At 74.7% G+C, this 23,000-nt stretch carries 21 protein-coding genes; 12 read left to right on the forward strand and 9 right to left on the reverse strand.

Annotated features, from left to right (window positions below; translation table 11 throughout):
• Positions 1 to 29 precede the first annotated feature (29 nt).
• The 3 genes from CAE01nite_RS11955 to CAE01nite_RS11965 all read right to left on the reverse strand — a co-directional run bounded on the left by CAE01nite_RS11955 (position 30) and on the right by CAE01nite_RS11965 (position 3,254).
• A complete protein-coding gene (locus tag CAE01nite_RS11955) occupies positions 30 to 1,325 on the reverse strand; it encodes a sensor histidine kinase (protein WP_146904691.1) in 1,296 nt (431 codons plus the stop codon).
• A 107-nt stretch (positions 1,326 to 1,432) separates the two neighbouring features.
• Positions 1,433 to 2,272 (reverse strand): ABC transporter permease subunit, encoded by an 840-nt coding sequence (locus tag CAE01nite_RS11960; protein WP_146904694.1) that lies wholly within the window; start codon positions 2,270 to 2,272, stop codon positions 1,433 to 1,435.
• 1 nt (position 2,273) lies between these two features.
• Positions 2,274 to 3,254 (reverse strand): ABC transporter ATP-binding protein, encoded by a 981-nt coding sequence (locus CAE01nite_RS11965; RefSeq protein ID WP_146904697.1) that lies wholly within the window; start codon positions 3,252 to 3,254, stop codon positions 2,274 to 2,276.
• A gap of 269 nt (positions 3,255 to 3,523) precedes the next feature.
• On the opposite strand from CAE01nite_RS11965, the gene CAE01nite_RS11970 reads away from it, so the two are divergent.
• From CAE01nite_RS11970 to CAE01nite_RS11980, 3 genes are all read left to right on the forward strand, one after another.
• Positions 3,524 to 4,384 (forward strand): Bax inhibitor-1/YccA family protein, encoded by an 861-nt coding sequence (locus CAE01nite_RS11970; protein WP_146904700.1) that lies wholly within the window; start codon positions 3,524 to 3,526, stop codon positions 4,382 to 4,384.
• Positions 4,385 to 4,556: 172 nt separating this feature from the next.
• On the forward strand, positions 4,557 to 5,954 hold the full coding sequence (locus CAE01nite_RS11975) for a cystathionine beta-synthase (protein ID WP_146904703.1): 1,398 nt from the start codon (positions 4,557 to 4,559) through the stop codon (positions 5,952 to 5,954).
• Between the two features lie 118 nt (positions 5,955 to 6,072).
• Positions 6,073 to 6,477 carry an FKBP-type peptidyl-prolyl cis-trans isomerase gene (locus tag CAE01nite_RS11980; protein WP_146904706.1) on the forward strand — a complete coding sequence of 135 codons (405 nt, stop codon included), beginning with the start codon at positions 6,073 to 6,075 and terminating at the stop codon, positions 6,475 to 6,477.
• Between the two features lie 113 nt (positions 6,478 to 6,590).
• Here the strand turns inward: CAE01nite_RS11980 and msrA are convergent, their stop codons facing one another.
• Positions 6,591 to 7,253 carry a peptide-methionine (S)-S-oxide reductase MsrA gene (gene msrA / locus CAE01nite_RS11985; RefSeq protein ID WP_186816569.1) on the reverse strand — a complete coding sequence of 221 codons (663 nt, stop codon included), beginning with the start codon at positions 7,251 to 7,253 and terminating at the stop codon, positions 6,591 to 6,593.
• Positions 7,254 to 7,372: 119 nt separating this feature from the next.
• Here msrA and CAE01nite_RS11990 point away from each other — a divergent pair, with 119 nt between their 5' ends.
• From CAE01nite_RS11990 to ilvA, 3 genes are read left to right on the forward strand one after another with little or no spacing between them, the layout of a single operon-like run.
• Positions 7,373 to 8,575: a cystathionine gamma-synthase gene (locus CAE01nite_RS11990; RefSeq protein ID WP_146905077.1), complete on the forward strand. Its 1,203-nt coding sequence runs from the start codon at positions 7,373 to 7,375 to the stop codon at positions 8,573 to 8,575.
• A complete protein-coding gene (locus tag CAE01nite_RS11995) occupies positions 8,572 to 9,843 on the forward strand; it encodes an AI-2E family transporter (RefSeq protein WP_146904709.1) in 1,272 nt (423 codons plus the stop codon). Before CAE01nite_RS11990 ends, CAE01nite_RS11995 begins: the two co-directional genes overlap by 4 nt.
• 23 nt (positions 9,844 to 9,866) lie before the next feature.
• On the forward strand, positions 9,867 to 11,093 hold the full coding sequence (gene ilvA / locus CAE01nite_RS12000) for a threonine ammonia-lyase (RefSeq protein ID WP_146905080.1): 1,227 nt from the start codon (positions 9,867 to 9,869) through the stop codon (positions 11,091 to 11,093).
• A gap of 139 nt (positions 11,094 to 11,232) precedes the next feature.
• On the opposite strand, the gene greA is transcribed toward ilvA, so the two are convergent.
• Entirely contained in the window at positions 11,233 to 11,718 is a 486-nt protein-coding gene (greA, locus tag CAE01nite_RS12005; protein WP_146904711.1) for a transcription elongation factor GreA, read from the reverse strand.
• A gap of 164 nt (positions 11,719 to 11,882) precedes the next feature.
• Positions 11,883 to 12,293: a DUF4307 domain-containing protein gene (locus CAE01nite_RS12010; protein ID WP_146904714.1), complete on the reverse strand. Its 411-nt coding sequence runs from the start codon at positions 12,291 to 12,293 to the stop codon at positions 11,883 to 11,885.
• A gap of 253 nt (positions 12,294 to 12,546) precedes the next feature.
• On the opposite strand from CAE01nite_RS12010, the gene mca reads away from it, so the two are divergent.
• From mca to CAE01nite_RS12025, 3 genes are read left to right on the forward strand one after another with little or no spacing between them, the layout of a single operon-like run.
• The gene (mca, locus tag CAE01nite_RS12015) at positions 12,547 to 13,485 is read left to right on the forward strand and encodes a mycothiol conjugate amidase Mca (protein ID WP_146905083.1); all 939 of its coding nucleotides are present in this window, start codon (positions 12,547 to 12,549) and stop codon (positions 13,483 to 13,485) included.
• Complete coding sequence (locus CAE01nite_RS12020) at positions 13,482 to 13,886, forward strand: hypothetical protein (RefSeq protein ID WP_146904718.1); 405 nt, start codon at positions 13,482 to 13,484, stop codon at positions 13,884 to 13,886. Before mca ends, CAE01nite_RS12020 begins: the two co-directional genes overlap by 4 nt.
• Before the next feature lie 18 nt (positions 13,887 to 13,904).
• Positions 13,905 to 14,750, forward strand: a complete 846-nt coding sequence (locus CAE01nite_RS12025; RefSeq protein ID WP_146904721.1) for a nitrilase-related carbon-nitrogen hydrolase — start codon at positions 13,905 to 13,907, stop codon at positions 14,748 to 14,750.
• A 67-nt stretch (positions 14,751 to 14,817) separates the two neighbouring features.
• Here CAE01nite_RS12025 and trhA read toward each other — a convergent pair whose 3' ends face one another.
• Complete coding sequence (trhA, locus tag CAE01nite_RS12030) at positions 14,818 to 15,531, reverse strand: PAQR family membrane homeostasis protein TrhA (protein ID WP_146904724.1); 714 nt, start codon at positions 15,529 to 15,531, stop codon at positions 14,818 to 14,820.
• Positions 15,532 to 15,760: 229 nt separating this feature from the next.
• On the opposite strand from trhA, the gene CAE01nite_RS12035 reads away from it, so the two are divergent.
• The 3 genes from CAE01nite_RS12035 (at position 15,761) to CAE01nite_RS12045 (ending at position 20,625) form a co-directional block, all read left to right on the forward strand.
• Positions 15,761 to 16,522, forward strand: coding sequence for an isoprenyl transferase (locus tag CAE01nite_RS12035; RefSeq protein WP_146904727.1), 762 nt, complete (start codon positions 15,761 to 15,763; stop codon positions 16,520 to 16,522).
• Positions 16,523 to 16,852: 330 nt separating this feature from the next.
• Complete coding sequence (gene phoH2 / locus CAE01nite_RS12040) at positions 16,853 to 18,241, forward strand: RNA 5'-3' helicase PhoH2 (RefSeq protein ID WP_246131174.1); 1,389 nt, start codon at positions 16,853 to 16,855, stop codon at positions 18,239 to 18,241.
• Between the two features lie 263 nt (positions 18,242 to 18,504).
• Complete coding sequence (locus CAE01nite_RS12045; protein WP_146904733.1) at positions 18,505 to 20,625, forward strand: methyl-accepting chemotaxis protein; 2,121 nt, start codon at positions 18,505 to 18,507, stop codon at positions 20,623 to 20,625.
• Positions 20,626 to 20,702: 77 nt separating this feature from the next.
• Here CAE01nite_RS12045 and CAE01nite_RS12050 read toward each other — a convergent pair whose 3' ends face one another.
• Positions 20,703 to 22,133, reverse strand: coding sequence for a class II fumarate hydratase (locus tag CAE01nite_RS12050; RefSeq protein WP_146904736.1), 1,431 nt, complete (start codon positions 22,131 to 22,133; stop codon positions 20,703 to 20,705).
• Between the two features lie 195 nt (positions 22,134 to 22,328).
• Complete coding sequence (locus tag CAE01nite_RS12055) at positions 22,329 to 22,979, reverse strand: carbonic anhydrase (protein WP_146904739.1); 651 nt, start codon at positions 22,977 to 22,979, stop codon at positions 22,329 to 22,331.
• Between the last annotated feature and the right edge of the window lie 21 nt (positions 22,980 to 23,000).

Below are 23,000 nucleotides of genomic sequence, written 5' to 3' on the forward strand. Positions count from 1 at the left end.
CCGACCCCCGTGCCGGCTCGCGCGCCATCTCACTCGTCCCAGGTCAGCACGGCGTGCACCCGCCACCCGCCGTCGTGCGGACCGGCGTCCACGCGGCCACCGTAGACGGCGGCCCGTTCCCGCATGCCGATCAGCCCGCGACCGGACCCGTCGGTGGACCCGGCGGAGCCGCGGCCCAGCGCCGCGCCGCTGTCGGTCACGGTGATCTCCACCCGGCTGTCCGTCGAGGCCAGCACGACGTCGACCCGGCCCGTTCCCGGTGCGTGGCGCAGGACGTTGGTCAGTGCCTCCTGGACGATCCGGTACACCGCGAGCTGCAGGCCGGCGTCGGCCGGCAGCGCGGGCCCCGTCCGCGTCCAGCGCACCGGCACCCCGGCCGTGCGGAAGCGGTCGACGAGGTGGTCGAGGTCCACCGACCCGGGCTGCGGGTCCAGCGGCGCCTCGGCGTCCCGCAGCGCTCCCAGCACCCGCCGCATGTCCGCCAGCGCCGCCCGGCCCGTCCCGGACAGCTCGTCGAGCGCCTCGCGGGCCCGGTCCGGGGACCGCTCCATGGCGGCGCCCGCCCCGTCCGCCAGGGCGATCATGACCGACAGGCTGTGCGCGACGACGTCGTGCATCTCCCGGGCGATGCGGGCGCGCTCGGCCGCAGCGGCCAGCTGCGCGCCCTGGTCGCGCTCCACGGCGAGCGCGTTGGCGCGGTCGACGAGCGCGCCCACGTGCAGGCGTCGGTTGCGGACGCTGGTCCCGGCGGCGATGGCCACCAGCCCGAGCAGGGCCAGGGCCGTCACCGACGACCCCCGCATGTCGGCGCCGCCCGCGGGCTGCGTGCCGTCCTCCACGGGGAACGGGCCGGCTGCCAGGTCCACGGGGCTCTCCCACAGCAGGACGCCGCCGGCGGCGGGCAGCACCAGCGCCGCGAGCGTGATCCACGCCGTGCGCGGTCGGTGGGACGCCGCGACCGCGTAGACGACGAAGGCGATCGCCAGGTCGTAGCCGTTGAGCGTGCCGGTCGTGGCGACCGCGGTCACGGCGAGCACGCCGACGGCCACCGCCGTCGGCAGGGGCGCCACCCGCCGCCACACCAGCGCGAGGGCTCCGAGCGCGGTCATCGTCAGCATCGCGGGGACGTCGCGCGGCAGGGAGTCGTCGAACAGGGCGCTCAAGGTGGCCGGCACCGCGAAGATCGCCACCACGAGGGCGTCCATCACCCGGGGATGGCGCAGGAAGTACCGGCGCACCGGCCCGAGGCGCCGGGCGTTGAGCTCGGTGAAGACGGGCTCCTCGGCCGGCCCGCCGGCGGCCCCCGCCGCCTGGGCGCCCGTCACCACCGCCCCGGGGCCGCCGGCGTCGTCGGCTGCGCGTGCCCCTCGCGCGGACGCGCGTCGTGCCGGGCCGGCGCGGAGCCGACCCGGCACGGGGGGCCGGTGGACGCTCAGGCGTCGCGCCGGCGCATGAGGACCGCGGCGACCGCGATCACGACGGCCACCCAGGCGAGCATGACCCCGTAGCCCTGCCACGCGCCCAGCGCATCGGGGTCGGCGAAGGCGAAGTCCGACGGCATCATGACCTGGCTGCCGGCGGTCGCGGGCAAGTAGGGGCTGATCGCCTCGAAGAACCGCAGCGGGATGAGGGCGACGACGTTCTCGATCACCAGCAGCAGCCCCAGGACCGCGGCCAGCGCGCCGGCGGAGTGGCGCAGCAGGGCGCCGAACCCGAGGGCGAGCAGGGCGATCGCGGCGAGGTAGAGCGGGACGCCGACCAGGGCCCGCACCGTGTCGGCGTCACCCAGGTCGATCTCCAGCGACGTGCCCGACACGAACGGCAGGGTCACCCCGTACGACAGCGCGGTGCTGATCGCGCCGACCACGAGCACGGTGACGCCCAGCACGATCGCCTTGGCGGCCAGCGCCGGGAGCCGGGTGGGCACGGCGGCGAACGTCGAGCGGACCATCCCGGTCGTGTACTCGCCGGTGATGATGAGGACGCCGAGCACGGCGACGGCCAGCTGGGCCATCTGCGTCCCCGCGGTCACGGCGATGATCCCCATCCCGGGGGGCGCCGGCTCGTCGCCCTGGGTCATGCCCCAGGCGACCAGGGCCGCGATGCCCACCATGAGCACGACGGTCACGCCGAGGGTCCACCACGTCGAGCGCAGGGTGCGGAGCTTGACCCACTCGGAGGCGACCACGCGCCCGAAGGTGAGCCGCTCGGTGCCCCGGTCGGGGCGGTGCGCCGGCCCGGTGCGCCGGGTGTCGGCGGTCAGGGTGGTCATGTCAGAGCCTTCCGGTGGTGACGGCGGACCCGGCGGAGGCGCCGGCGCGGTGGGGTTCGGGGTCGAGGTGGGTGCCGGCGCCGGTGGAGTGGTACTCCACCTCGTCGGCGGTGAGGGACATGTAGGCGTCCTCGAGCGAGGCGGCCACCGGGGTGAGCTCGTGCAGGGCGAGTCCGGCGGCCGCGGCGACGTCGCCGATCGTCTCGGCCGTGGAGCCGGTGACCTCGATCTGCCCCGGGCCGGACGTGGTGACCGTGACGCCGGGCCCGGCGAGCAGCTCCACGAGCCGCGCGGCGTGCGGGCTGCGGACCTTGACCGTCGTGCCGGTGGCCCGGCCGATGATGTCCGCGACGGGCGCGTCGGCCACGACCCGGCCCCGCCCGACGACGATCAGGTGGTCGGCGGTGAGCGCCATCTCGCTCATGAGGTGCGAGGACAGGAACACCGTGCGCCCCTCGGCGGCCAGGTAGCGCACGAGGTTGCGCACCCACAGCACGCCCTCCGGGTCCAGGCCGTTGACCGGCTCGTCCAGCAGGAGGGTGTGCGGGTCGCCGAGCAGCGCGGACGCGATCCCCAGACGCTGCCCCATGCCGAGGGAGAAGCCGCCGACCCGCTTGCGGGCGACGGGCTCCAGGCCGGTCATCGCGATGACCTCGTCCACCCGGGACCTGCCGATGCCGTGCGTCGTGGCCATCGCGAGCAGGTGGTTGTACGCCGAGCGGCCGGTGTGGACCGCCTTGGCGTCCAGCAGTGCGCCGACCTCGTGCAGGGGGGAGCGGTGCTGGGCGTAGGAGCGGCCGTTGACGGTGACCGACCCGTGCGTCGGCCGGTCGAGGCCGACGACCATCCGCATGGTGGTCGACTTCCCGGCGCCGTTGGGGCCGAGGAAGCCGGTGACCTTGCCGGGCTGCACCGTGAAGGTGACGTCGTCCACCGCGGTCTTGGGTCCGTAGCGCTTGGTCAGGCCGTGGGCCTCGATCATGTCTCGCCGTCCTCGGGTCGTGTCGGTCGGGGCGATGCCCGCACCTCGACGCTAGGGGGCCCGACCCGCCCCACGGGACCACCGCCAGGCGCATCCGGGACGGCGTCCGGCGTACCTCTCGAGGACGACCCGTCGCCCCCGAGGATGACCCCGGCGTGCGGGAACGTGTGGCGCCCTGGCGGCGTTGCGTAGGGTAGGCGGCGGCCCAGCGACCACGCGCTGCCGGCGTGACCACGCCGACCACCGGCCGCCGTGACCAGGAGGAGAGCATGAGCAATCCCGTCTTCAACAACACCGCGGTGTTCCGCGACCCCCGGTCGCGCGGGCGCGGGCAGGGCTCGCAGCGCGGACCGGTGCTGCAGGGCGGCGTCCCGACGGCCGGGTACGACACCCGCTACGACCCGGCCACGCTCGAGGGCATGTACAACGCCCCCACCGCCACCACGGCGCAGACCGGGCGGCTGACCTACGACGACGTCATCGTCAAGGCCGGCGGCCTGCTCGCGGTCGTCGTCGTGGCTGCCGCGGCCACGTGGGCGCTGGTCCCGCAGACCCTGCTGTTCCCCGTCATGATCGTCGGCGCGCTCGTCGGCTTCGTGCTGGGCCTGGTGAACTCGTTCAAGACGAACCCCAGCCCGGCGCTGATCCTGGCCTACGGCGTCGCCGAGGGTGCGTTCATCGGCGGCATCTCGGAGATCTACAGCGGCCTCTACCAGGGCATCGTCCTGCAGGCCGTCCTGGCCACCATGGCGACGTTCGTCGCGTGCCTCGTGCTGTTCCGCTCGGGCAAGGTCCGGGTCACGCCGAAGTTCACGCGCTGGCTGATGGTCGCGATGGTCGGCTACCTGGTGTTCTCGCTCGTCAACGTCCTGCTCATGGTCTTCAACGTGGGCGGCGAGGGCATGTTCGGCCCGCTGCGCGGCGGGTTCCTCGGCGTCCTCGTGGGCCTGTTCGCGGTCGGCCTGGCCGCCGCGATGCTCATCGTCGACTTCGACTCCATCAAGCGCGGCGTCGAGCAGGGTGCCCCGGCGAAGTTCGCGTGGACGGCGGCCTTCGGCCTCGTCGTCACGCTGATCTGGATGTACCTGGAGTTCCTGCGTCTGCTGGCGATCCTGCGCGGCAGCGACTGACCTCCCGCACCACCCGACGAGGGGGCGGCCGCATCGCGGCCGTCCCCTCGTCGCTCGTCGGGGCGCCGTTACGATCGGGTGCCCTCCCGGACGCGCGACGACGCCCCGTCGTCCCGCCCATCAGGCAGCACGTGTCGAACCCCCGTCGAACCTCCAGGAGCACCGGTCCGCGATGAAGTACGCCCAGCACATCTCCGAGCTCGTCGGGAGCACGCCGCTCGTCCAGCTCACCTCCGTCACCCGCGGGCTGTCGGCGACCGTCCTCGCCAAGGTCGAGTACATGAACCCGGGCGGCTCGGTGAAGGACCGCATCGCGCTGAAGATGATCGAGGCGGCCGAGGCCAGCGGTGAGCTGCGGCCCGGCGGCACGATCGTCGAGCCCACCAGCGGCAACACCGGCGTCGGGCTGGCGCTGGTCGCCCAGCGCAAGGGCTACGACTGCGTGTTCGTGTGCCCGGACAAGGTCTCCCAGGACAAGGTCGACGTCCTGCGAGCGTACGGCGCGCGGGTCGTGGTGACGCCGACCGCGGTGGCCCCGGACAGCCCCGAGTCCTACTACTCGGTGTCCGACCGGCTCGTCCGGGAGATCCCGGGCGCCTGGAAGCCGAACCAGTACGCCAACCCCAACGGGCCGGCCAGCCACTACGAGAGCACCGGCCCGGAGATCTGGGACGACACCGACGGCCGCGTCACCCACTTCGTCACGGGCGTCGGCACCGGCGGGACCATCACCGGGACCGGGCGCTACCTGCACGACGTGTCCGCGGACCGCGAGGGCGGCCCCGTCCACGTGGTCGGCGCGGACCCGGCCGGCTCGGTGTACTCCGGCGGCGACGGGCGCCCGTACCTGGTCGAGGGCGTCGGGGAGGACTTCTGGCCGTCCGCGTTCGACCCGTCCGTGCCGGACGAGATCATCGCGGTCAGCGACGCCGACTCGTTCGCGATGACCCGCCGCCTCGCGCGCGAGGAGGGGATGCTGGTTGGGGGCTCGTGCGGGATGGCGGTCGTCGCGGCGCTGCGCCTGGCCGAGCGTCTGGAGGCCGAGGACCCCGCCGCCGCCGCGCAGGCCGTCATCGTCGTCCTGCTGCCCGACGGCGGCCGCGGCTACATGTCGAAGATCTTCAGCGACGCCTGGATGCGCTCGTACGGCTTCCTCGACGACGACGAGGCGGTCACCGCGTCGGACGTGCTGCGCACCAAGTCCGGCAACCTTCCGGACCTGGTCCACACGCACCCGACCGAGACCGTGCACGACGCCATCGAGATCCTGCACAAGTACGGCGTCTCCCAGATGCCCGTGGTCGGCGCCGAGCCGCCGGTCAAGATCGGCGAGGTCGCCGGGTCCGTCAGCGAGCGCGAGCTGCTCGAGCGGCTGTTCGAGGGCACCGCCCACCTGGCCGACCCGGTGAGCAGGCACATGGCGCCGCCGCTGCCGCTGATCGGGTCGGGCGAGGGCCTGGACGCCATCCGGACCGCGCTGCACGACGGCGACGCCCTGATGGTCGTCGACGACGGCTTCCCGGTCGGCGTCCTCACCCGGCACGACCTGCTGGGGTTCCTCGCGCACTGACGGTCCGCGGTGGACCCGTCGGGTCGCGGCCCCCGGCGCGCACGGGGCCGCGGGGACGGGGCAGGATGGTCGGCGTGCCGCTCGGCACGCCGACCCCGCCCTCCGAGGAGAACCACCCATGACCGCACAGCTGCCCACGGCCACCGGATCGTTCGGCGAGAAGCCGCAGCTGACGTTCCCCGAGACGCCCGCCCCCGAGGAGCTCGAGGTCGTCGTGCTGCAGGCCGGCGACGGGCCGCTCGTGGAGGCCGGGGACGACCTGGTCGTCAACTACCTGGGCCAGACGTGGGGCGGCAAGATCTTCGACAACTCCTACGACCGCGGCTCGTCCATCAACTTCCCGATCGGCGTCGGCGCCGTCATCGGTGGGTGGGACGAAGGGCTGGTCGGTCAGTCGATCGGCTCGCGCGTGATGCTGTCCATCCCGCCGCACCTGGGCTACGGCTCGCGCGGCATGCCCCAGGCCGGGATCAAGGGCACCGACACCCTGGTGTTCGTCGTCGACGTCGTCGGCGTGAACTGACCGGACCGGGCACGCCCGAGGACGACAGAGGGCACCTGCTCCCCGTGGGAGCAGGTGCCCTCTGTGTGCGTGAGCGGTCCCGTCAGGTCCCGGACCGGTCGGACCCGGACCCGTCAGACGCCGGTCAGGCCCACCGGGCAGGCGACGCCGGTGCCGCCCAAACCGCAGTAGCCGCCCGGGTTCTTGTCCAGGTACTGCTGGTGGTAGTCCTCGGCGTAGTAGAACGTGCCGGCCTCGGACGCCGGACGGATCTCGGTGGTGATGTCGCCGTACCCGGCACGCGCGAGCTCGGCGGCGTACGCGGCGCGGGTCGCCTCGGTCGCGGCCTCCTGCTCCGGCGTCGTGAAGTAGACCGCCGACCGGTACTGGGTCCCGCGGTCGTTGCCCTGCCGGAAGCCCTGCGTCGGGTCGTGGGACGTCCAGAACGCGCGCAGCAGCGCCTCGTGGGACAGCACCTCGGGGTCGTAGGCGACCATCACCGCCTCGGTGTGGCCGGTCATCCCCGTGCAGGTCTCCTCGTAGGTCGGGTACGGGGTGTACCCGCCCTGGTAGCCGGCGGCCGTGGTGACGACCCCGGGCAGCTGCCACATGGCGCGCTCGGCGCCCCAGAAGCAGCCCATCGCCAGGTAGAGCTGGGCGGTGCCGACCGGCCACGGGCCCTGCAGCGGCGTGCCCAGGACGGTGTGGGTCGCCGGGACGCGGTAGGGGTAGCCCTCGCGGCCCCGCAGCGCACGCGCCGGGTCGACCATCGAGGGACGCAGCATCGATCCGAACATGGGTGAACCTTTCGTCGGCGGTCGCCGTGTGCAACGCGCGGCGCCCTGCCGGGTGTTCCCGCACGTCGGCGCCTAGCCTTGGCTCTGTGAGCACCGCACCCCAGCGCAACCAGCCCGACATGACCGCCGACCGCGACTGGTCGCAGGCCGGCTTCTCGACCCGGGCGATCCACGCCGGTCAGGACGCCGACGCGGCCACCGGCGCGGTCGTGACCCCGATCTACCAGGTCTCCACGTACAAGCAGGACGGCGTCGGGGGCCTGCGCGGCGGGTACGAGTACTCCCGCTCCGGCAACCCGACGCGCACGGCCCTGGAGGAGGCGCTCGCCGCCGTCGAGGGAGGCGCGCAGGGCTTCGCGTTCTCCTCGGGCCTGGCCGCCGAGGACACCCTGCTGCGCGCGGTCCTGCGCCCCGGCGACCACGTCGTGGTGCCCGACGACGCCTACGGCGGCACGTACCGGCTGATCGCGCGCGTCTTCGGGCCGTGGGGGATCGAGCACACCCCGGTCAACCTGTCCGACGCCGACGAGGTCCTCGCCGCCATCCAGCCCGGCCGCACCAAGGTCGTGTGGCTCGAGACGCCGACCAACCCCCTGCTCGGCATCGCCGACATCCAAGCCATCGCGGGCCACGCCCAGGCCCAGGGCGCGGTGCTGGTGGTCGACAACACCTTCGCCACCCCGTACCTGCAGCGGCCGATCGAGCTCGGCGCGGACGTCGTCGTGCACTCGACCACCAAGTACATCGGTGGGCACAGCGACGTCGTCGGCGGGGCCGTCGTGGTGGCGCACGGGGCCCAGCTGCCGGTCGGTCTGCAGGGGCCGACCGGGACGACGTCGCTGGCCGATGCCGTCGGGTTCCACCAGAACGCGTCCGGTGCCATCGCCGGACCGTTCGACGCGTGGCTGACGCTGCGCGGGCTGAAGACCCTCGGGGTGCGGATGGACCGGCACTGCGCCAACGCCGCCGCGGTCGCGGAGTTCCTCGAGCGTCACGACAAGGTGACCCAGGTGATCTACCCGGGCCTGGCGTCGCACGAGCAGCACGCAATCGCGAGCAAGCAGATGAGCGGCGCCGGCGGGATGATCTCGTTCCGCACGGGCAGCGCCGAGACCGCCCTGGCGGTGTGCTCGCGGACCCGGGTGTTCACGCTGGCCGAGTCCCTCGGCGGCGTCGAGTCGCTGATCGAGCACCCCCACCGCATGACGCACGGCTCCGTGGCGGGCACCGCCCTGGAGGTCCCGGACGACCTGGTGCGGATCTCGGTCGGCATCGAGGACGTCGCCGACCTGATCGCCGACCTGGAAGAGGCACTGCGATGACCGACGAGACCACCACCTCCGGACGCCTCGGCACGCGCCAGGCGTCGGCCTCGCCCGCGGGGACGGCGGTGGCCGAGCCGTTCAGGGCACCGGCCGGCGCGACCGCGGTGCCGACCATCGCCCATCCCGAGACGCCCAGCGACCCCGTGCCGCCGTCCGTGCGCGCGGCCGCCTCCTGGTCGTGGCGGTTCCTCCTCATCGCCGCCGGGCTGGCGGGCCTGGGGTGGCTGCTGGCGTACTTCAAGGTGCTGGTGGTGGCCGTGGCCGTCGCGGTGCTGCTGTCGGTGCTGCTGGCCCCCGTGGTGACCTGGCTGCACCGCAAGGCCCGGTTCCCGCACGGCCTGGCGTCGGCGGTCGCCGTGCTGGGCATGCTCGCCGTCGTCGGCGGGATCGTGACGCTCGCGGGCAACTCCATCGTCAACGGGTTCGGCGAGCTGCGCGACGAGGCGCTGGCCGGGTTCCAGCAGACGATCGACTGGCTGTCCGAGGGCCCGTTCGCCCTCACCGCCTCCCAGCTGGACGACTACGCCCAGCAGGTGACCGACCTGGTCAGCACGAACTCCAGCTCGCTGGTCACCGGGGCGCTGTCGGTCACCACGACGGTCGGCCACGTCGTGGCCGGCTCCCTCATCACGCTGTTCTGCACGCTGTTCTTCCTGCACGACGGGCGGCACATCTGGGCCTGGGTCGTCGGCCTCCTGCCGAAGGGGTCGCGCGAGAAGGTGCACCAGGCCGGCCGCCGCGGACTGGTGACGCTGGGCGGGTACACCCGCACCCAGATCCTCGTGGCGCTGGTCGACGCGGCGGGCATCGGCATCGGTGCGGCGATCCTCGGGGTGCCGCTGGCGCTGCCGCTGGCCGCGCTGGTGTTCATCGGCTCGTTCATCCCGATCATCGGCGCCCTGGCGACCGGGGCGATCGCGATCCTCGTGGCGCTGGTGGCCCAGGGGCCCGTGGACGCGCTGATCATGCTGGGGATCGTCCTGCTCGTGCAGCAGATCGAGGGCCACGTCCTGCAGCCGCTGCTCATGGGCCACGCGGTGTCCCTGCACCCGGTCGCGGTCATCCTCGCGGTCGCGGCGGGCTCCTTCGCCGCCGGCATCGTCGGCGCGCTGTTCGCCGTGCCGATCGTCGCGGTGCTCAACACGGTGATCCTCTACCTGCACGGGCACGACAAGTTCCCGAACCTCGGCGCCGACGACCACCTGGAGATGCGCGCCCCGGCGAAGAAGGGCGTGGACACCGCTCCGGAGCGAGCCACCGTGTGAGCGCACCGCCGGACCGCTCGCTGCTGCGCCGGCCGGGGCCGCCGCCGTCGGTCACCGGCGAGGACGTCCGCGCCGCCGCGGAGCTCCTGCGCGGTGTCGTCACGGTCACGCCCGTGGAGGACAGCCGTGCGCTGACCGCGATCGCCGGCGTCCCGGTGCTGCTCAAGTGCGAGAACCTGCAGCGCGCCGGGTCGTTCAAGATCCGCGGGGCGTACGTGCGCATGGCGCGCCTGCCCGACGAGCAGCGGGCGCGCGGGGTGGTGGCCGCCAGCGCGGGGAACCACGCGCAGGGCGTCGCGCTCGCGGCACGGCTGCTCGGCATCGGCGCGGTGGTCTACATGCCGGTGGACGCCGCCCTGCCCAAGATCGCCGCGACCCGGGAGTACGGCGCCGAGGTCCGGCTGCACGGTGCGTCCGTCGACGAGGCGCTGGCCGCGGCGCTGGCCGAGTCCGAGCGGACCGGGGCCGTGCTCATCCACCCGTTCGACCACGCGGACGTCGTGGCGGGCCAGGGGACCCTCGGGCTGGAGATCCTCGAGCAGGTGCCGGACGTCCGGACCATCCTCGTGCCGGTGGGCGGCGGCGGGCTCGCGGCCGGCGTGGTGGCGGCGGTCCGGTCGGCCCGGTCCGACGTGCGCGTCGTGGGGGTGCAGGCGGCCGGTGCGGCGGCGTACCCCGCGTCCCTGGCGGCGGGGCACCCGGTGACCGCGCACGGCCTGGCGACCATGGCGGACGGGATCGCGGTCGGCACCCCGGGCGCGGTCCCGTTCGGGGTCCTGCACGCCGACCGGACCGAGGTCCGCACCGTCACCGAGAACGAGCTGTCCCGCGCGCTGCTGCTGGTCGCCGAGCGCGCGAAGCTGCTGGTGGAGCCGTCCGGTGCGGCCGCGGTGGCGGCGGTCCTCGCGGACCCCGGCGCGTTCGAGGGCCCGGTGGTGGCGATCCTGTCCGGCGGCAACATCGACCCGCTCGTGCTGCTGCGGGTCGTCCGGCACGGGCTCGCGTCCGCGGGGCGCTACCTGCACCTGCGGGTCCGGGTCGACGACACCCCCGGCTCGCTCGCCCGCCTGATGACCCGGCTGGCCGCGAGCGGGGGGAACGTCATGCACGTCGCGCACACCCGGACCGGCTCCGGCCTGGCGCTGCACCAGGCGGAGGTCGACGTCCAGCTCGAGACCAAGGGGCCGGACCACTGCGCCCAGGTCCTGCGGGACCTGCAGGCCGACGGCTACGGCGTCGAGCCGGGCTGACACCGGCACCCGGACCCGCACCCGCACCCGGCCTCGGCCGGGGAGCGCGACGCCCGCGCCGCCGACGCCGACGGCCCGCTGGAGGGCTCCAGCGGGCCGTCGGGTGGTCCGGGTCGTGCGGTGAGCGGCTCGCCCGCCGTCAGCCCACGAAGGGCTTGGCGGAGACGATCTGCACGGCGATCTCGCGGCCGTTCGGCGCGGCGTAGGTGACCTCGTCCCCCGCGGCGTGGCCGCTGATCGCGGCGCCCAGCGGGGACGTGGGGGAGTACACGTCGATGTCCGTGCCGCCGGCGATCTCGCGCGAGCCGAGCAGGAACGTCATCTCGTCGCCGGCCACCACGGCGGTGACCACCATGCCCGGCTCGACGACGCCGTCGTCGGCGGGCGTGCCGATCTGCACGTTGCGCAGCTTCTCGGTCAGCTCGCGGATGCGCGCCTCGAGCTTGCCCTGCTCCTCGCGGGCCGCGTGGTACCCGCCGTTCTCCTTGAGGTCGCCCTCGTCACGGGCGGCGGCGATGCGGGCCGCGATCTCCGTGCGCCGGGGACCCGACATCTCCTGGAGCTCGGCCTTGAGGCGGTCGTGGGCCTCCTGGGTCAGCCAGGTGACGGACGTCGTCTGGGTCATGGTCGCTCCTCGTCGTGTCGGCGTGGCGGGTGCGGGCGTTCGCCCGGCGGGTGTGCCTCCGCCGTGTGCGGTCGCGTCGCCGGTGACGCCCGGCCGCGGTCGGCGTTCTGCCCTGAACGGTCCAGTCTAGCAACCGGCTGTCGGCACCCGGCCGCGCGGCGGCCTCAGGGCTCGACGATCTCGCACCGGTCGACGATGCCGGTCACGGCGAGCTCCTGCGTGGCGACCGTGACGGTCTGCCGCACGGTGGGGGCGTCCGCCGGCCCGACCGTGGCGGTCACGACCCCGACCTCGGCGTAGGCCGCGCTGAGGGCCTGGACGGTGCACCGTGCGGTGTCCGCGGGGTCCTTGACGACCTCGAAGGTCACGTCCACGCGGTCCGGGCCGTGGACGACGTAGCCGACGTCGTCCCAGCTGATCGACCGCGTCCCGGGACGCAGACCCACCCACACGGCCCACGCGACCGCCACCGCGAGCAGCGCCGCGATCGCGACCCGTCCGGCCAGGCGGCGTCGCGGCCCGGGCTCCGGGCCGTAGCGCCCCGCGGGCGGGCGGGGGGTGGCGGTCTCGCTCATGGGGTCCTCTCGGGCAGGTCGAGCCGGTCGTCGCGGGTCGGGCCGGTCGGGACCGTCGCGCGGGCGAGGCGGGTCCGGCCGACCGGGTGGTCGGTGGTCGAGCCGGTCCACGGCCGGGTCAGGACCGGACGGGTGCGGGCCGGGGCCTTGCGGTGTGGACGGGCCGCGGGATGGGCCACCATTGTCCCTCGACGGGCCGACGCCAGTGTGCGGCCGGGTAGGAGGAGTGGTGAGCGCAGGACGGCGTCGACTCATGGCGGTGCACGCGCACCCCGACGACGAGTCGAGCAAGGGCGCGGCCACGACGGCGCGGTATGCCGCGGAGGGCGCGGACGTGCTGGTGGTGACGTGCACGGGCGGGGAGCGCGGCGACCTGCTCAACCCGCACTACCCGCCGGTCGAGCCGGGCCTGGAGGTCATGCGCGAGATCCGCCGGCAGGAGATGGCGGCGGCCGCGCAGGCGCTCGGCGTGCGCCAGCACTGGCTCGGTTTCGTGGACTCGGGCCTGCCGGAGGGCGACCCGCTGCCCCCGCTGCCCGAGGGCTCCTTCGCGACCCAGCCGCTCGAGGTGGCCTCCGCGCCGCTCGTGGAGCTCGTCCGACGGTTCCGCCCGCACGTCATCACCACGTACGACCCGAGCGGCGGGTACCCGCACCCCGACCACATCATGTGCCACCGGGTCGCGTTCGAGGCCTTCCACGCCGCCGGCGACCCCGAGCGGTACCGGGACCTGGGCGACCCGTGGCAGCCGCTGAAGCTGTACTACAACCACGGGTTCTCGCTGGTCCGCATGCGCGGGATCCACGAGGCGATGCTGGCGCGCGGCGAGGAGTCGCCGTTCGGCGACTGGATCGAGTCCCGCGAGGCGCGGGAGATCCCCGAGCGCCCGACCACGACGTCGATCGAGTGCTCCGCGTACTTCCGCATGCGCGACGACGCCCTGCGCGCGCACGCCACGCAGATCGACCCGCACGGGTTCTTCTTCGCCGTCCCGCGCGACCTGGAGGTCGCGTCCTGGCCGACCGAGGAGTACGAGCTCGCGGTCTCGCACGTGCCCACGCAGCTGCCCGAGACGGACCTGTTCGCCGGCATCGACGTCGCCGAGGACGACGTCGTCGACGTGGCGGTCGGGGTCGGTGCGGCCGGCGCCGTCGCATCGGTGGACGCCGCCCCGGCGGAGGACGGCCGGTGAGCGCGCTCGTGCTCGTGCTGCCCGAGGCGCTGGCCGGGCCGGCCGTCGCCGGGACGACCGCGTCGGTCGCGCAGCCGTCGCCGACCCCCGGCGCGCCGGTCGAGGAGCTCCAGGACTTCCAGGTCTCGCCCGGCCTGCTCGGATTCCTGCCGCCGTTCCTCATCGCGGTCGCGTGCGTCGGGCTGTTCCTGTCCCTCACCCGGCACCTGCGCCGCGTCGCCGTCCGGCAGGCGCAGGTCGACGCCGCCGAGGCCGCGGGGCGCGACCCGTGGGACGGTCCGGCGGGCGGCCCCGGTGGCACGGGCGGTCCCGGTGGCACGAGCGGGTCCGGTGGCACGGGCGGCGCCGGCGGCCCGGATGGTGCCGGCGGGGCTCAGGCCGACCGGACCGACCGGCCGTGACGACCCGGTGACGTCCCGGTGACCGCCACGCCCGCACCGACCACGGTGCGCGTCACGCTCGCCCAGCTCGCCGTCCCCGCGGACCGCGAGCGGGCGCGCGAGGACGCCGTCGACGCCGTCCGCACCGGGGCGCGGGACGGCGCGGCCGTCGTGGTCCTGCCCGAGTACGCCTCGGGGTTCGACCCGCGCGGGGTCGGGACGGACCACGCCGAGCCGCTGGTCGGGCCGTTCGTCAGCGCGGTCCGCGCTGCTGCGCGCGCCGAGGGCGTCGCCGTCCTCACCGGGACGACGCTGCCCGGCACCGAGCCGGATCGTGCCGTCAACGCGGTCGTCGCGGTGACCCCGGGCGGCGAGGTCGCCGGCGTCTACCGCAAGGTGCACCTGTACGACGCGTTCGGCCACCGGGAGTCGGACCGGCTCGAGCCGGGCGACCCCGCCGCCGCACCCCTCGTCCTGGACGTCGGCGGCCTGCGGTTCGGTGTGATGACCTGCTACGACCTGCGGTTCCCCGAGTCCGCACGGCGGCTGGTGGACGCGGGCGCGGACGTCCTGGTCGTCCCGGCCGCGTGGGCCGCGGGTGCGGGCAAGGCCGCCCAGTGGCGCGCGCTCGCGGTGGCACGGGCGATCGAGAACACGGCCGTCGTCCTCGGGGCGGGGCAGGCGGGTCGCGGCGTCGTCGGTGGCTCGCTGGCCGTGGCGGCCGACGGCGCGGTGCTCGCCGCCCTGAACTCGCGGCCCGGCACGCTGACCGTCGACGTGGCGGCGGCGGACATCGCCGCGGTGCGTGAGCGCAACCCGTCCTTGGTCAACCGCCGGTACACGGTCGTCCCGCGCGACGGCGGACGTCCGGCCGTCGCGCCCTGAGAGGTCGGGCTCGGGACGCGCCGGAACGGGCTCGGACCGGCCCGGGCGTGCGGTCCCCGCCGTCGGCTCAGGCCGAGCGCAGCGCCGCCGAGGCCACCGCGGCGAAGTGGCACCCGAAGCCGATGACCGTCAGCACGTGGAACACCTCGTGGAAGCCGAACCAGCGCGGGCTCGGGTTCGGCCGCTTGATCCCGTAGACGACCGCGCCGGCGACGTACGCGATGCCGCCGCCGACCACGAGCCAGACGACGCCGGTCCCGCCGCTGCGGGCGAACTGCGGCAGGAAGCCCAGGGCCACGCACCCCAGCGCCACGTAGATCGGCGTGTACAGCCAGCGCGGCGCCCCGAGCCACAGCACGCGCCCGGTCAGGCCCAGGACGGCGCCGACCCACACCACCCACAGCAGCAGGCGGGCGGTCGGCGGGTCGAGGAGCAGCAGGGCGAGCGGCGTGTAGGTGCCCGCGATGATGAGGAAGATGTTCGAGTGGTCCAGGCGCCGCAGCACGCCGGCCACCCGCGGGGACCAGGTGCCGCGGTGGTACACCGCGCTGGTCCCGAACAGCATGACGGAGGTCACGGCGAAGACCGCGGTCGCCCACCGCGCCGTCGTGGTCGGGGAGATCGCGACGAGGACCACGCCGGCGACCAGGGCCACGGGGAACATGCCCAGGTGGATCCACCCGCGCAGCAGCGGCTTGACCGCCGCGGCCAGCTCGGCGACGCCCTCGCGGACCTCGGCGCCGAGGCCGTCGTCCGGCCGGTCGGGAAGGGGTGAGCTCATGGGGGTGATCCTTCTCCGGTCGCCGTCTGGGGGTCGCCGTCCGAGGCTGCGGCTGTCGTGGGGTGGCGGTCGGGTGCCGACCGACGCACCCGTAGGTTACTCAACCGTAGGTTGGGGTGCGGAGGCCGACGGGCGCTGCGGTCGGCGGCCGGTCGGGTGGCCGGTAGCGTGGGAGACCCGCCGTCCTGCCGCCCGTGCCGCGGCCCGTCCGCCCCGTGGAGGAACTCGCGTGCGCCTGCCCCGCGCTGTGTACGGCCTCTACGAGCGCCGTCTCGCCGCGTCGTTGCCGCGCTCGAGCGTGCCGCGCCACGTCGGGGTCATCCTCGACGGCAACCGCCGCTGGGCGGCGTCGTTCGGCGAGCCGGCGTCGACGGGCCACCAGCGGGGCGCCGACAAGATCTTCGAGCTGCTGACGTGGTCCGAGGACGTCGGGGTCGAGGTCGTCACGCTGTGGATGCTGTCCACCGACAACCTCAAGCGCGAGCACGACGAGCTGACCGAGCTCGTCCGCATCATCACCGACGCCGTGTGCGACCTCGCCGCGACCGGGCGCTGGCGGATCCAGGTCATGGGCGACCTGGACCTGCTGCCGCCCGAGGCCGCCCAGAAGCTGCGCGGCGCCCAGCAGCGCACGGCCGCGGTGCGCGGCCTGCACGTCAACGTGGCGATCGGCTACGGCGGACGGCACGAGATCGTCGACGCCGTCCGGTCCCTGCTGCGCGAGCACGTCGAGCGCGGGACGACGCTGGAGCAGCTCGCCGACTCCTTCGACGTCGACCACATCACCGCCAACCTCTACACGCGCGGGCAGCCGGACCCCGACCTCGTGATCCGCACGTCCGGGGAGCAGCGGCTGGGCGGGTTCCTGCTCTGGCAGAGCGCGCACTCGGAGTTCTACTTCTGCGAGGCGTACTGGCCGGACTTCCGCCGGGTCGACTTCCTGCGCGCGCTGCGGTCGTACGCCGAGCGGGAGCGACGGCTCGGTCGCTGACGGCGCCGGCGCGCCGAGGTGGGCGGTCGGCGGGCGACCGGGGACCACCCCTCGGACGGGCGTCGCCGAGCCGGAGGTGCCGGGCGGGTGAACACCGCGGGTCGCCGCGCGTGTCGCGGAGGACGTGTCGGTGGCCCGGCGTAGCGTCCGCGGGGACGGACGGCACGTGTCGTCCTCCGGGAGGCCAGCCCATGGAGCACTCGCTCCGGGAGGAGGGCCGGTCACCGGCCCTGCGCCGGTCGACCGACCCCCACCCAGTCGCCGCCCGCCGGCCGGTCGCCGGTGGGAGGCAGCGAGAACGGCGCTGACATGCGCCCGAGGGAGCCCGCCGTGGTCACGAAGGCACACCACCCGCAGACCGCACGGGTGGACGGGGCCAGCGGCCCCGCCGCCGGTCCGACCGACGCGCCGGGCGCGCGCGTCACCTACGTGCTCGACACCTCCGTCCTGCTCTCCGACCCGAAGGCGCTGTTCCGCTTCGAGGAGCACGACGTCGTCCTGCCCGTGGTGGTGATCAGCGAGCTGGAGGCCAAGCGCGACCACCCCGAGCTCGGGTACTTCGCCCGCTCCGCCCTGCGGATGCTGGACGACCTGCGCGTGGAGCACGGCGGGCTGGACCGGCCCATTCCCGTCGGGGACGTCGGCGGCACCCTGCGCGTCGAGCTGGGGCACACCGGCACCGGCGTGCTGCCCTCCGGCTTCGCGCTCGGCGACAACGACACCCGGATCCTCGCCGTCGCCGCCAACCTCGCCCGCGAGGGGCGGACCGTCACCGTGGTGTCCAAGGACCTGCCGATGCGGGTCAAGGCGTCCGCCGTCGGGCTGCCGGCCGAGGAGTACCGCGCGCAGATGGCGGTCGACTCCGGCTGGACGGGGATGGACACGCTCGACCTCACCGAGCGGCAGATGGCGGACCTGTGGGAGCACGAGACGATCGACCTGGTCGACGTGGACGGCGCCGCGGAGCGCGGGCTGCGCGTCCACACCGGGCTGGTCGTGCACTCGCCCCGGGGCTCGGCGCTCGGTCGGGTCACGGCCGACAAGCGGGTCCGGCTGGTGCGCGGCGACCGCGACGCGTTCGGGGTGCACGGGCGCAGCGCCGAGCAGCGCGTGGCGATCGACCTGCTGCTCGACCCGGAGATCGGGATCGTGTCGCTCGGCGGACGCGCCGGCACCGGCAAGTCGGCGCTCGCGCTGTGCGCCGGCCTGGAGGCGGTCCTGGAGCGCCGCGAGCACCGCAAGGTCATGGTGTTCCGCCCGCTGTACGCCGTCGGCGGTCAGGACCTGGGCTACCTGCCCGGCGGCGAGGCCGAGAAGATGAACCCCTGGGCGCAGGCGGTCTTCGACACCCTGGGCGCGCTCGTCTCCCGCGAGGTGGTCGAGGAGGTCATGGACCGCGACCTGCTCGAGGTCCTGCCGCTGACGCACATCCGCGGCCGGTCCCTGCACGACGCGTTCGTGATCGTCGACGAGGCGCAGTCCCTGGAGCGCAACGTGCTCCTCACCGTCCTGTCCCGGATCGGGCAGAGCTCCCGGGTGGTGCTCACGCACGACGTCGCCCAGCGCGACAACCTGCGGGTCGGCCGGCACGACGGCGTCGCGGCGGTCATCGAGGCGCTCAAGGGGCACCCGCTGTTCGCGCACGTGACGCTGACCCGGTCCGAGCGCTCACCCGTCGCCGCGCTGGTGACGGAGATGCTGGAGAGCATCGAGGTGTGAGCGACGGCCGCCGGGGTGCCGGGGTCGCCCGGGCCCCGGCGGCCGTCACGGGTGCGCCGGGCGGTGCTGGTCGCCGGGCGGCGCGGGGTGCGCTCCGCGGTGCGCGGTGCGCCGGTCGGTGCGCGGGTACGCGCGGCTGTGGTGGCGGACCGGTGGTGGTGCGAGGTGCGACACACCAGCGACCCCTCGCCCTGACGCGTGCGGTGCCGATGTGACGGCGTCCACCGTGGCCGCCGGCCACCACCGTCCACCTGGAGCACCCCATGTCCCCGCGCGCCCCCCGCGGACTTCGCACCAGCCTTCGCGCCCAGCTCGTCACCATGGGAGCGGGCGCCGTCGTGCTCACCGCGGTCCTGCTGACGGCGCTCAGCGGTGTGCAGACCGGCGCCCTCGCCCGCCAGGCCGGCGCCGACGTCGACCACCTGAACTCCGCCGCCATGGACCAGACGTCCGTCCAGGCGCTGGGTCTCGTCTCCACCCAGGTCGCCACCGTCACCGAGCGCATGGAGGCGTCCATCCGCGTGGCGCAGCAGGTGCTCGCCTCGCACGGTCCGCTGGCCCTCGAGGGCGCGGTCCCGTGGACCGTGACCAACCAGGTGACCAAGGCCCAGACGTCGATGGAGCTGCCCCGGGTGACCGTCGGGGGCCGGTGGCTGGGCCAGAACGCCGACATGGCGACGCCCACCCCCGTCGTCGACGACATCGCCGCCCTGCTCGGCACCCCGACGACCCTCTTCCAGCGCACCGGCCCGGAGGGCGACATGCTCCGGGTCGCGACGAGCGTGCCCACGGACACCGGCGCTCGGGCCATCGGCACCGCCATCCCGGCCAGCCAGCCGGACGGGACGCCGACCCCGGTCGTCCAGGCGCTCCTCGCCGGCGAGAGCTTCTTCGGCACCGCGACGGTCGTCGGCAAGCCGTACGTCAGCGCGTACGCCCCGATCGTGGTGGGGGGCGAGGTCATCGGCGCCCTGTTCGTCGGGCTCGCGCAGACCGAGGTCGACGTCCCGCTGCGCGCGGCGCTGGCGGACGTCCGGGTCGGCGGGACCGGCTACATGACGGTGCTCGACGCCGCCGGTACGCACGTCGTCCCGCCGCCCGGCGCGGTGGAGGGGGAGTCCGCGCTCGAAGACGTGGACGCTGCCGGGGACCCGTACGCGCAGCGCCTCCTCGACGCCGCCGCGCAGCTCGAGCCCGGCGGCACCGCGGTCGTGCGGGTCGACACGGTCGCCGGCGGTCCGGCGACGGTGCACCTCACCCGGTTCGCGCCGTGGGGCTGGACGCTCGCCGCGTGGGGCTTCGACAGCGAGCTCCAGGTCGTCCCGGACCGGCTCCAAGCGGGCTCCACCGCGCTGGTGCGCAACGGGCTGCTCGCCGGGCTCGCCGTCACCCTGGCCGCGGGCGCGCTCGTCGTGCTCGTCTCCGGCCGCATCGTCGGCCGGGTGGGCCGGCTGACCCAGGCCCTGCGCCGCGTGGCTGCCCGGGACCTCTCGGTCCAGGTGCACGCGGAGGGCGCCGACGAGATCGGCGTGATGGGCATCGCGCTCGGCGAGGCGATCGACGGGATGCGGGACGCCGTCGGGCGCATGCAGGCGAGCGCGGACTCCGTGCGCGCGACGGCGAGCCACCTCGACGGCTCCAGCGGGACCCTCGGTGAGGTCGCCGGGGCGGCGACGACACGCGCGGACAGCGCCGCACGGAGCGCGTCGGTGGTGAGCTCGGAGGTCCGGGCGGTGACCGCCGCGATGACACAGATGCGGTCGGCGATCAGCTCCATCGCGGAGGGCGTCGCCGCTGCGAGCACCCAGGCGAGCGCCGCGGTGGACATGACCGCGGACGCCGCGGAGGCCGCGACCCGGCTGGGCGGCTCGTCGTCGGAGATCGCCGCCGTCCTCACCACGGTCACGCAGATCGCCGGCCAGACGAACCTGCTGGCGCTGAACGCGACCATCGAGGCGGCGAGGGCCGGCGAGGCCGGGCGCGGGTTCGCCGTCGTCGCCGGTGAGGTCAAGGACCTCGCGCAGCAGACGGCGCACGCGATCGAGACCATCGGTCCGGTGCTGACCGCGGTGTCCCGCGACGCCGGGGACGTCCGCAGCGCCATCGAGCGGATCACGGCGTCCATCGTCGTCGTCGACCAGCACCAGTCCGCGATGGCGGCTGCCGTCGAGGAGCAGACGACGACCACGGGGGAGATCGAGCGCAACCTGGTCACAGCCGCCACCAGCACGACCGACATCGCCGGGACGGTCACCTTCGTCGCCGAGGCCGCGCAGCAGACGTCCGCCGGTGTCGAGGACGTGCGCCGCGCCGTCGCCGACCTCGGCAGCGTGGCCGCCCGGCTCGGGGCCGGGGTGGAGGAGTTCACGCTGGCCCGCTCCTGACCGCACGACCCCTGCACGACGACGAGGGCCCGCTCCGGACCGGCCCGGAGCGGGCCCCGTCGTCCGTCAGGCCCGTGTCACGCCTGGGGCGGGCGGGTCATCGCCATGACGTCGAGGGCGCTGTCCAGCTGGGCCTCGCTCACCTCGCCGCGCTCGACGAACCCGAGTGCCACGACCGCCTCGCGCACCGTGACGCCGTGCTTGACGGCGTGCTTGGCCACCGTGGCCGCGGCCTCGTAGCCGATGACCCGGTTGAGCGGCGTGACGATCGACGGCGACGACTCCGCCAGCGCCCGCGCCCGCTCCACGTTCGCCTCGATGCCGGCGACCGTCTTGTCGGCCAGCACGGTCGAGGCGTTGGCGAGCAGCCGCACCGACTCCAGCACCCCGAGCGCGATGACGGGGATCTGCACGTTGAGCTCGAACGCGCCGCTGGCTCCGGCCCAGGCGACGGTCGCGTCGTTGCCGATGACCCGGGCGGCGACCATGAGGACCGCCTCCGGGATCACCGGGTTGACCTTGCCCGGCATGATGGACGAGCCCGGCTGCAGGTCGGGGATGGTGATCTCGCCGAGGCCCGTGTTGGGTCCCGAGCCCATCCAGCGCAGGTCGTTGCAGATCTTGGTCAGGCTGACGGCGATGGTCCGCAGGGCCCCGGACAGCTCGACGAGCCCGTCGCGGTTGCTCTGCGCCTCGAAGTGGTCGCGGGCCTCGGTCAGGGGCAGGCCGGTGTCCTCCACCAGCAGGGCGATCACCCGCTGCGGGAAGCCGGCCGGGGTGTTGATGCCGGTGCCGACCGCCGTCCCGCCCAGCGGGACCTCGGCCGCTCGGGGCAGGGCCGCCTGCAGCCGCTCCACGCCGTAGCGGACCGCCGCCGCGTACCCGCCGAACTCCTGACCCAGGGTGACCGGCGTCGCGTCCATGAGGTGCGTCCGACCGGACTTCACGACGTCGGCGAACTGCGTGGCCTTCGCCTCCAGCGCCTGCGCGAGGTGCTCCAGCGCGGGGACGAGCTCGTGCACGACGCCCGAGGTCGCAGCCAGGTGCACCGACGTGGGGAACACGTCGTTGGAGGACTGCGAGGCGTTGACGTGGTCGTTCGGGTGGACGGGGCGGCCCAGCCGCTGGGTCGCGAGGGTCGCGAGCACCTCGTTGGTGTTCATGTTCGACGACGTGCCCGACCCGGTCTGGAAGATGTCGATCGGGAAGTGCTCGTCGTGCGCGCCGGCGGCCACCTCGTCCGCCGCGGCGGCGATGGAGTCCGCGACCTCCCGGTCCAGCACGCCGAGCTCGGCGTTGGCCTGGGCCGCCGCCTTCTTGATCCGCGCGAGCGCCTCGATGTGGCTGCGCTCCAGGCGAGTGCCCGAGATGGGGAAGTTCTCCACCGCCCGCTGGGTCTGCGCGCGGTACAGCGCGTGGGCGGGTACGCGGACCTCGCCCATCGTGTCGTGCTCGACGCGGTACTCGGGCTCGGCGGCGGGGGGCTGGGTGGCGGCGGCATCGCTCATGGCGCTCATGGTGCCGCGCGCCCCGGCGCGGGGAAAATCGGCGGCGTCGCGGGGCGAGCAGGGGCCGGCCCCCGACGGCGGGGCAGATCAGACGGGCAGCCACCAGTCCGGGCGCGGCCGACCGGTCACGCCCGGAGCGCCAGGCCCGACGGAGCCGGTCCGGCCCGGTGCACCAGGCCCGGCGCGGCCGACCGGTCAGGCCGCGGGGGCGTCCTCGCCGATGTCGCCCACGACCTCGACCAGGGACACGCGCCCGTCGGCCAGGGTGTACTCCGCGCCCACGATCGCGCAGCGCCCCGCGGCGACGGCCTCGGAGAGGGCCGCGGAGTAGCTCTGCAGCATCTGCACCGTGTGCCGGGTGTGCACCCGGCCCAGGGTGGCGGCGTCGAGGTCGCCCGCGAGCGCCCCGACCGGGCTGCCCAGGCCCACGATGCTCGGGATGACCCGGTCGATGATCGCGCGCACGAACCCGGTGGGCAGCTCGCCGGTCGTCAGCGCCTTGGTGGCCGCCGCGACGGCGCCGCACCGGTCGTGCGCGAGCACGACCACCAGCGGCGTGTGCAGCAGGTCCACGCCGAACTCGATGGACCCGACCACGGTGGTGTCGAGCACGTGCCCGGCGGTGCGGACCACGAACAGGTCCCCGAGGCCCTGGTCGAAGATCAGCTCGGCGGCCACCCGGGAGTCCGCGCAGCCGAAGATGACGGCGAACGGCCGCTGCTCCTCGGCCAGCTCGGTGCGCCGGTCGATGCTCTGCGACGGGTGCTCCATCTCACCGGAGACGAAGCGGGCGTTGCCCGCCTGGAGCTGGGCCCAGGCGGCGGCGGGGGTCGTGGGTCGAGACATGGCGCCATCGTGGCAGGCGTG

Source organism: Cellulomonas aerilata (assembly GCF_007991755.1).
Classification (GTDB): Bacteria; Actinomycetota; Actinomycetes; order Actinomycetales; family Cellulomonadaceae; genus Pengzhenrongella; species Pengzhenrongella aerilata.